This is a genomic window from Mycobacterium intermedium (assembly GCF_002086275.1).
In the GTDB taxonomy this organism is placed as follows: Bacteria; Actinomycetota; Actinomycetes; order Mycobacteriales; family Mycobacteriaceae; genus Mycobacterium; species Mycobacterium intermedium.
In genome coordinates this window covers 33,164-41,891 of the sequence record NZ_MVHT01000059.1, presented here as the reverse complement: position 1 = coordinate 41,891, position 8,728 = coordinate 33,164, and the positions used below count along the sequence as shown (strand labels likewise).

At 68.3% G+C, this 8,728-nt stretch carries 9 protein-coding genes and 1 pseudogene; 4 read left to right on the top strand and 6 right to left on the bottom strand.

Features of this window, described 5'->3' with window-relative positions:
- The 3 genes and pseudogenes from BST27_RS32495 to fabH all read left to right on the top strand — a co-directional run.
- Nucleotides 1-559 (top strand): annotated as a pseudogene (locus BST27_RS32495) (PE family protein); the annotation flags it as partial.
- A gap of 41 nt (nucleotides 560-600) precedes the next feature.
- The gene (locus tag BST27_RS19725; RefSeq protein ID WP_069421146.1) at nucleotides 601-1,473 is read left to right on the top strand and encodes a 1,4-dihydroxy-2-naphthoate polyprenyltransferase; all 873 of its coding nucleotides are present in this window, start codon (nucleotides 601-603) and stop codon (nucleotides 1,471-1,473) included.
- An 84-nt stretch (nucleotides 1,474-1,557) separates the two neighbouring features.
- The gene (fabH, locus tag BST27_RS19720) at nucleotides 1,558-2,574 is read left to right on the top strand and encodes a beta-ketoacyl-ACP synthase III (protein WP_069421147.1); all 1,017 of its coding nucleotides are present in this window, start codon (nucleotides 1,558-1,560) and stop codon (nucleotides 2,572-2,574) included.
- 30 nt (nucleotides 2,575-2,604) lie between these two features.
- On the opposite strand, the gene BST27_RS19715 is transcribed toward fabH, so the two are convergent.
- The gene (locus BST27_RS19715; protein ID WP_069421148.1) at nucleotides 2,605-2,937 is read right to left on the bottom strand and encodes a DUF4229 domain-containing protein; all 333 of its coding nucleotides are present in this window, start codon (nucleotides 2,935-2,937) and stop codon (nucleotides 2,605-2,607) included.
- A 56-nt stretch (nucleotides 2,938-2,993) separates the two neighbouring features.
- Between BST27_RS19715 and BST27_RS31500 the strand changes: the two genes are divergently transcribed.
- Complete coding sequence (locus tag BST27_RS31500) at nucleotides 2,994-3,155, top strand: hypothetical protein (protein WP_139805254.1); 162 nt, start codon at nucleotides 2,994-2,996, stop codon at nucleotides 3,153-3,155.
- A gap of 17 nt (nucleotides 3,156-3,172) precedes the next feature.
- Here BST27_RS31500 and BST27_RS19710 read toward each other — a convergent pair whose 3' ends face one another.
- The 5 genes from BST27_RS19710 to BST27_RS19690 all read right to left on the bottom strand — a co-directional run bounded on the left by BST27_RS19710 (nucleotide 3,173) and on the right by BST27_RS19690 (nucleotide 8,726).
- On the bottom strand, nucleotides 3,173-4,576 hold the full coding sequence (locus BST27_RS19710) for a MinD/ParA family ATP-binding protein (protein WP_232007384.1): 1,404 nt from the start codon (nucleotides 4,574-4,576) through the stop codon (nucleotides 3,173-3,175).
- 46 nt (nucleotides 4,577-4,622) lie between these two features.
- On the bottom strand, nucleotides 4,623-5,600 hold the full coding sequence (gene ccsB, locus BST27_RS19705; protein WP_069421149.1) for a c-type cytochrome biogenesis protein CcsB: 978 nt from the start codon (nucleotides 5,598-5,600) through the stop codon (nucleotides 4,623-4,625).
- Nucleotides 5,597-7,213: a cytochrome c biogenesis protein ResB gene (locus BST27_RS19700; RefSeq protein ID WP_139805253.1), complete on the bottom strand. Its 1,617-nt coding sequence runs from the start codon at nucleotides 7,211-7,213 to the stop codon at nucleotides 5,597-5,599. The genes ccsB and BST27_RS19700 overlap by 4 nt, the downstream gene beginning before the upstream one ends.
- Before the next feature lie 101 nt (nucleotides 7,214-7,314).
- Entirely contained in the window at nucleotides 7,315-8,109 is a 795-nt protein-coding gene (locus BST27_RS19695; protein WP_069421158.1) for a cytochrome c biogenesis CcdA family protein, read from the bottom strand.
- A gap of 5 nt (nucleotides 8,110-8,114) precedes the next feature.
- Nucleotides 8,115-8,726, bottom strand: a complete 612-nt coding sequence (locus tag BST27_RS19690; RefSeq protein ID WP_079219845.1) for a TlpA disulfide reductase family protein — start codon at nucleotides 8,724-8,726, stop codon at nucleotides 8,115-8,117.
- Nucleotides 8,727-8,728: the final 2 nt, after the last annotated feature.

Sequence of the window (8,728 nt, the reverse complement as noted above, 5' to 3'; positions counted from 1 at the left end):
CGGTGCCGGTGGGGACGGCGCCATCGGCGGCAACGGCGGAGTCGGCGGCTCTGCTACCACCACCGGACAAACCACGCACGTCACAGCCGGCATCGGTGGGCAGGGCGGCACTGGCACAGCCGGCAACGGCGGCAACGGCGGCGACGGCGGCTGGGCGCGCATCGCCAATAGTTTCTCGACGATCGACGCAGTCGGCGCCGACGGCGGCGCCGGCGGCACGGGAACCACCGGCGGCGGCAACGGCGGCGCTGGCGGCGGGGCCAGCACCTTGGGGCTAGGAAACGCGATCGGCGGCAACGGCGGCGCTGGCGGCGTGGCCACCGGCACCGGCAGCGGCGGCAACGGCGGCAAAGGCGGCGAGGGGCGAATTGCCACGGGAACAGCCTTCGGCGGCAACGGCGGGGACGGCGGGGACGCCACCACCGGCGCTGGCGGTAACGGCGGCGACGGCGGCGACGGTCGCAACTACAGCGATGAGCCTTCCGGCTTTGGCGGTAAGGGTGGATCGGGTGGCGCGGGCACACCCCCCGGCTCACCCGGCGCCAAGGGCACACCGTAGCGAGTTTGATCGCGTGCACCCTGCACCGGCAGGATGCCCTGGTGGCCAGTTTCGCGCAGTGGATCGCCGGCGCCCGCCCACGCACCCTGCCGAACGCGGTCGCGCCCGTGGTCGCCGGCACCGGCGCGGCGGCCTGGCTGCACGCCGCCGTGTGGTGGAAGGCGCTGCTGGCGCTGGTCGTCGCGCTGGCGATGATCATCGGGGTCAACTACGCCAACGACTACTCCGACGGCATCCGCGGCACCGACGATGACCGGGCCGGCCCGGTCAGGTTGGTGGGATCACGGTTGGCGACACCGCGCGCCGTGCTCACCGCCGCGGTGGTGTTTCTCCTCGTAGGCGCGGCGGCCGGGCTGGCGCTGTCGCTGGTCAGCGCGCCGTGGCTGATCGCGGTCGGCGGCATCTGCATCGCCGGGGCCTGGCTGTACACGGGAGGCTCCAAGCCGTACGGCTATTCCGGTTTCGGCGAGGTCGCGGTGTTCGTCTTCTTCGGCCTGGTCGCCGTGCTCGGCACCCAGTACACGCAGGCGTTACGGGTCGACTGGGTGGGCCTGGTGCTCGCGGTGGCGATCGGTGCGCTGTCGTCGTCGGTGTTGGTGGCCAACAATCTGCGCGACATCCCGACCGACGCGGTGTCGGGGAAGATCACCCTGGCGGTACGACTGGGAGACGCCCGCACCCGACTGCTGTACCAGGCGCTGCTGGCTACCGCGGGGGTCTTGACGTTGGTGTTGATGTTGGCGACGCCGTGGTGCGCGGCGGGGCTGATAGCCACGCCACTTGCCGTGCGGGCGGCGGCACCGGTGCGTTCCGGACGCGGCGGCCCGGAACTGATCCCGGTGTTGCGTGACACCGGGCTGGCGATGATCGTGTGGGCCATCGCGGTGGCGATCGCTCTGGCATTAGGAAGCTGAGCTAGCTTCTAATGGGTTTTCGGGCGTAGCCGTCGGCAGGTCGGCGCCAAGGGTGCACACTCGACGGAAAGAGATGGGACGAGGATGACTGAGATCGCGACGACCAGCGGCACCAAGAACGTCGGATTGCTCAGTGTCGGGGCCTACCGTCCCGAGCGGATCGTCACCAACGAAGAGATCTGCGAGAAGATCGACTCGTCCGATGAATGGATCTACACCCGTACCGGCATCAAGACCCGACGCTTCGCCGCCGACGACGAATCCGCCGCTTCGATGGCGACCGAGGCTTGTCGACGCGCGCTGGGCAACGCGGACCTGGATCCGTCCGACATCGACGGCGTGATCCTGACGACCAACACCCATTTCCTGCAAACTCCGCCGGCCGCTCCGATGGTCGCGGCGGCGCTGGGCGCCAACGGCATCTTCGGATTCGATCTCTCGGCGGGCTGCGCCGGGTTCGGCTACGCCCTGGGCGTGGCGGCCGACATGATCCGCGGCGGCGGCGCCCGGAGGATGCTGGTGGTAGGAACCGAAAAGCTTTCTCCCACAATGGATATGTACGACCGCGGCAACTGCTTCATCTTCGCCGACGGTGCGGCCGCCGTGGTGGTGGGCGAGACCCCGTTCCAGGGCATCGGACCCACCGTCGCCGGCAGCGACGGCCAACAGGCGCACGCCATCCGTCAGGACATCGACTGGATCACGTTTGCGCAGAACCCGAGTGGGCCTAGGCCATACGTGCGCCTCGAAGGACCATCGGTATTCCGTTGGGCGGCATTCCAGATGGGTGACGTCGGCCGGCGCGCCTTGGAAGCCGCCGAGGTAAAACCCGACGAAATCGACGTGTTCGTCCCGCATCAGGCCAATACCCGCATCAACGACCTGCTGACCAAAAACCTGCAACTGCGACCCGACACCGTCGTCGCCAACGACATCGAGCACGCCGGCAACACGTCGGCGGCTTCCATCCCGTTGGCGATCGCCCAGTTGATGGACACGGGCGCGGCCAAGCCGGGCGACCTGGCGTTGCTGATCGGCTACGGCGCGGGGCTCACCTATGCGGCGCAGGTCGTGCGGATGCCGCTACACAGTGACAACTAGCGGACTGTTGCCGACGGGATAACGCCTCGCTCACGCCTCTTCGTCGCCGTCGGGGAGCGCCTCACCGCGCAAGCGGGCCCGCAACTTCTCACGCTCCTTGCGCCGGCGTTCACCGGCCACCGCCAATGCCGCCGTCGCCCGTCTCCGCAACGGCGTGAAAACCCAGATCCCCAGCGGCATCGCGATGATCAGACCGAACAACGCGGCGACCACCAGCGGGAATTCGGACACCCCGAGTAATCGCGCCACCCCGTAGATAGCGGCACTGACCACGATCGCCAGCAGGAACCGGGCCACCGCGTAAAGCACGACGTAGAGGGTCCCGCGAGTCCCAGTGATGTTGTCCTCGGGCGCTTCCGACACATCTAGAGCCTAGTAGCAGCCCTGTCACGGGTATATTCGCTAGCAGGAGGTGTCGAGTGCTTTACCTGCTCGTCGTCCTGGTGTTGGGGACGCTTATCTATCTAGGCTGGCGCGCTGCGCGAGCGCAGCCGAGCCGGCCGACCACGCGCGTGATCGGCCCCGACGACGATCCAGAGTTCCTGCGCCGGTTGGGTCAGGGCGGACAAGACCCCCGCTAACCGCACTCGGTCCCGCACTAGGTGAAGTTCGGGTTGGCCCTCCGCTGATCGCCTGGAAACCCGTCGGCCACCACCGCCGCCAATTCGGTGAGGGCCTCGCGGGTGTGCCGCTTCAAACGCTCCAGCGAGATCTCCGCGCCTTCCTCGAGGTGCGGGTCGAAGGGCACCAGGTGCACGGCGCGGGAGCGCCGGGCGAAATGGTCGATCACCTTTTGCATGTCGACCTTGCCCGAACGGGGCCGCACCCCGTTGATCACCGTGATCGAATTGCGCACCAAATCCTCGTGGCCGTGCGCTTCCAGCCAGTCCAGCGTTGCCGACGCACTGCGGGCGCCGTCGATGGACCCCGACGCCACCACGATCAGCACGTCGGACTTCTCCAAGATCGCCGACATCGCCGAATGCAGCAGTCCGGTGCCGCAGTCGGTGAGCACCAGGCCGTAGAAACGCTCCAGGATTTCCAGCGTGCGGGAGTAGTCCTCGGCGCTGAACGCCTCCGACACCGCCGGATCGCTGGCCGAGGCCAACACTTCCAGGCCGCTGGGGCCTTGCGAGGTGTAGCCGCGGACGTCGCTGTAGCGCTCGATGCTGGCGGCGTCGCGCAGCAGGTGGCGCACCGTGGCCGGCGTCTCGAGCGGGACCTTCTGGCTCAACGTGCCGCGATCAGGGTTGGCGTCCACCGCGATCACCCGGTCACCGCGCACGTGCGCGAAGGTGGCTCCCAGCGTCGCGGTGATCGTCGTCTTGCCCACGCCGCCTTTCAACGACAGCAGCGCAATCCGGTAGCAGCCGCGCAAGGGCCGGTTGACCTGCGCGACCAGGTCGTTGTACCGGGTCGCTCGGGGCCCTTCGCCGAGGTTGATCAGCTGACCCGACAACACGTAGACCAGCCGGCGCCAGCCTTCCGACGGCGGCGGTTTGACCGGCCGCAGCAACGTGGTGGTGGCCAGTTCGGGGTACGGCGTGTGCGGCAACGGTTCCGGGCGAAACTGGGGCCGTTCGGCCGGCGTTTCGGGCTCGTCTACCAGCCGGTGAGGCTCGGAGTAGTAGGCGCCGTAGGCGGTCGGATCGACCCGTGGCAGGCCGGTGACGGGAGTGGAGTCCCAGGCGGGTGGGCCAGGCGCGGGCCCAGGGCCGGCAGCGGGACTAGGGCCAGGCGCGGGCCCAGGACCGGGCGCGGGCCCGGCGGCGGTGGGCGGCCCGGACGGTGCCGGCGGCGCCGGCGGCCGCCGTTCGGTGCGGAACCCGGCGAAGGCGCGCGTCGGCGACTCGGCTACGGGATCGAAGCCGGACTCGGTGGACGCGTCGCCGGCATGCGGTTGGGTAGAAAACTGTCTGGTCGCACCGTCTGGGTCGCCGTTACCGGCTCCGCCGTCTTGGGTGCGGGGCGCCCCCACGCCCGTCGTTGGCTGCTCGGACACGTAGGCCCTCCCCCTGGTTGCAGATCTCGGGTCGGTTGCTTGACCGTCAGCCCACGCCCGCGTAGGAATGCAGGCCAACTGTCACCAGGTTAACGAAGAACAAGTTGAAGACCATGGCGACGAACCCCGCGACGTTGATCCAGGCCGCCTTGCGGTCCCGCCAACCCGCCGTTGACCTGGCATGCAGGTATGCGGCGTAGACCACCCAGGCGATGAACGAAACGGTCTCCTTGGGGTCCCAGCCCCAGTAACGGCCCCATGCTTCCTCGGCCCAGATGGCGCCGAAGATCACGCCGAAACCGAACACGGGAAAGGCGAAGATCGTGGTTCGGTAGGCGATCCGGTCCAGGGTTTGCGCATCCGGGAGTCGCTGCACCACGCGGGCCCACCGGCCCTCGGCCTCCGGGTCGGACAGGGACGAGGTGCGCAGCAGGAACAGGATGCTGGCGATGCCGGCGACCAGAAAGACCCCGGAGCCGAGGCTGACCACCGAGACGTGGATGGGCAGCCAGTAGGACTGCAGTGCGGGCATCACCGGCGCGGCGTTGGTGTAGAGCCAGCGTCCGGACACCGTGAGCAGCACCAACACCGGAACCAGCAGGAAAACCCACAGCGGACGGTACTGCGGACGCCGCAGCACTATTGCGCCCGCGACCAGTCCGGACATGCAGGTCAGGTTGATGAACTCGTACATGTTGCCCCACGGCACCCGCATGGTGGCCAGGCCGCGCAGCACGATGCACGCCAGCAGCAGGCCGATGCCGAGGTACAGCACGGCCAGGCCGGCCCGCCCCACGCGTTCGTCGAGGCGCCGTTGCGGGGCGTCGACCACGATCCCCGGGGTGGCATCGTCTTTAGACACCGTTCCGGCGGACACCAGTTCGCGCTCCTCGACCTTGCGGCCGCGGACATAGGCCAGCTCGATGGCCAACAGCAGCAGCGCGACCACCAACGCGACCACGGCCGAGGTGAAGGCCCAGTCGGAGTACCTGGCCAGGCCGATGTCGATGTTCGGGGTATTCACGTGACGTCCACCTCAGAGGTCGTTCTGGTGGCTTTTTCGGGAGCTGAGGCCGATTCGCCGATTCCCGCCACTATCTGCTCGGTCAGCCGCTCGAACTCGTCGCCCCACCCGGAGTTGTCGGTGCGCGCCAAGCCGCCCAGCTCGATGCTTACCGTACCTGCAGCGTCAGCGGCGGGCGTAAGCCGAACCCAGACCCGCCGTCGGCGCACCAGCAGGGATACCAGCAGGCCGGCCATCATTGTGATGGCGAACACCAGCACCCAGCCCTGGCCGGGGTCGTGGGAAACCTGCAGATTCACGAACGGCACGGCGCCGTCGAATCGGACGATGGTGCCCGCTCCCGGGCCCTGGTCGATGCGGACCTGTTCCCCGACGCGCAGATTGACCCGCTTCTCCTTGACCAACCGGCCCTGCTCGATCAGCCGGTGATCCAGAGTGAACAGCGACTGCGGACGCCCACTGTCCAGGCCGGTGTCACCGCGGTAGATGTCGACGGCCACCGCGGGAGCGTCGAGCGCCGGAAAGCGCGACGACAGCAGGGTGCCCTCGAGCTGTTCGGTCGGTGCCAGCAGGCCCTGGATGGCGATGGTGTGTTTGCGACGTTCGTCGCCGGTCGGGTAGCTGCCCGCCGGCGGGTCGATGCGGGCCACCCCCGAGGACAGCAGGGTCTGCGGGTTGTCGGGTCGCCACTGCACGGTCGATGTGCGGCTTTGCCCGTTCGGGAACGTGACGGTGAACGTGGGCGCGTAGCCGTGGCCCTGTAGGTAGACACGGTCGCCGCCGATGCGCAGCGGGCGGTTGACCTCGAGCCGGTACGGACGCCAGGTGTTGGACGCCAGATCGTTTCCGGCTTGGTAGTCGATGTCCGACGCGAAGTAGGTGGCCTGGCCGGACGGCAGGTAGTGCGCCTGAAAGTCGTTGACCCGGATGCAGATCGGGTGCAGGGAGGTGCCGTCGACGGTGTTGCCGGCGCGGAACGAGTCGAACGCCGCCGGCGACGCCGAGCAGAACCCGGGACCGCCGTCGGCGATGACGATCACGTTGCCCTCGTAGCCGAACAGCTTCCCGACTGCCACCGCGACCAGCAGGCCGAGCAACGAAAAGTGAAAGACGATGTTGCCGAACTCGCGCAGGTAACCCTTTTCCGCGGAGACCTCTACGGTTTCGGGAACGGTTCCTGAGCCGTGCTGATGCCGGATCGCCGTGCGCCAGCCACGTAGCCGACGGACAATCTTGTTTGCCAGGGCGTTCAGCTCGTGCGGATCGGCGGGTAGCTCGGCGCGGGCGTGCTTGGGCAGCCGGGACAGATTGCGCGGCGCAGCCACCGGCGTGGCGCGCAGGCTGCGCGCGTGTTCGATCATCCGCGGGGTCAGGCAGCCGACGAGCGAGACGAACAGCAGCACGTAGATGGCGGTGAACCAGAAGCTGGAGAACACGTCGAAGGCCTGCAACTCGTCGAGCCACGGGCCGACGGTCGGGTGCGAACTCAGGTACTCGTCGACCTTGCCGGCGTTGAGGCTGCGCTGCGGCAGCAGCGCCCCGGGTATCGCCGCCAGCGCGAGGAGAAACAGCAGCACCAGCGCCGTCCCCATCGAGGTCAACGACCGCCACAAGTTGCGCGCCTTCTGCGCACCTTTTCCCGCGAGCAGACGCAAACTTGTACGAGAACGCCCGGTTTCGTACAAGTTTGCGTCTGCTCGCGCCTCTGGCCGGGTCAAATCGGGAGCCTCACGTCCGAGACGAAGGCGTCGCGCAGCCAGGACACGAAGTCGTTCCACACCCCGCTGACCAGCGCCACGCCGACCACAATCAACAACACGCCACCGAATATCTGAATGGCCCTGGTGTGTCGGCGCAGCCAACCCAGGCCCGCCACCGCCCACGCCGATCCGAACGCCAGCAGCACAAACGGGATCCCCAACCCCAGGCAGTAGGCGATCACCAGCAGGACTCCCCGTACCACGTTGGAACCGTCGGTGGCCGAGGCGACGGTCACCACACCGGTCAACGTCGGCCCCAGACACGGCGTCCAGCCCAGGGCGAAAACGGCACCGAGCAACGGCGCCCCGGCAATCGTCGTCAATTGCCGCGGGCTGAACCGCGCTTGCCGTTGCAGGACGGGAAAGAGCCCGACGAACACCAACCCCATCACGATGGTCAGCACCCCGCCGACCCGTTGCAGCACCACCTGGTTGGTGATCAACGCGTTGGTCATGCCCAGCACGACAACCGTGCCCAGCACGAACACCGTGGTGAACCCCGCCACGAACAGCAAAGCCGACCCGGCCACCCGCCACCGCGCCGCGGGCGGCGCCTTCACACTGCCACCATCGCCGGGGACAGCCGGCCCGTCTTCGGAGACGCCGACGACGGCGGCCAGGTACGACAGATAGCCCGGCACCAGCGGCACCACACACGGCGAGGCGAACGACACCAATCCCGCCAGCATGCACACCGCGAGCGCCACCAACAGTGGCCCCGCTGCGGCGATTTCGGTGAACCCGCTCATCGCGCTCATTGCGGTCCGGGTGTGGCCGAGTCTTCGGCGGCTACCCGCTGGACGACTGGCTGCAGGTCCTCGGCCAGCAGTTCACGCAGGAACACCGCGGCGACCCGGTGCTGCCGGTCGAGCACCAGCGTCGACGGAATGACGGTGGTGGGGTACTTGCCACCGAACGCGATGAGGGTGCGCATCGCCGGGTCGTAGATGGACGGGAACGTCACGTGCCGGTCGGCAACGAAGTCCTGGGCCGCTGCGCGGTTGTTGTCGCGAACGTCGATCCCGAGGAAGGAAACCCCGGTGTCGCGGGTGGCGTCGTACACGCGCTGCAGCTGGGTGACCTCTGCCCGGCAGGGACCACACCACTGACCCCACACGTTGATGACGACGACCCGCCCGGCGAAGTCGTCCAGCGACACCGTGCGCGCCGGATCAGTAAGGTCGGGGCCGGACAATGGCGCCGGACGGCCGCGGTTGGCGGGCGGGTCGTAGAAGATGTCGGTTTTGCCGCCCGGTGAGACGAATTCGAACGTGCCGCCCTGGGCGACGGCGTCACGTCCCGAGCAGCCGGTGAGCAATCCCGTGAACAGGAAAGCCACCGCCGCTGCCGCCAACAACCGCCGCATGA

Coding starts and splice junctions, on each gene's coding strand:
- fabH (WP_069421147.1), top strand. CDS start 1,558: ATGACTGAGATCGCGACGACCAGCGGCACCAAGAACGTCGGATTGCTC.
- BST27_RS19695 (WP_069421158.1), bottom strand. CDS start 8,109: ATGAGCGGGTTCACCGAAATCGCCGCAGCGGGGCCACTGTTGGTGGCG.
- BST27_RS19690 (WP_079219845.1), bottom strand. CDS start 8,726: ATGCGGCGGTTGTTGGCGGCAGCGGCGGTGGCTTTCCTGTTCACGGGA.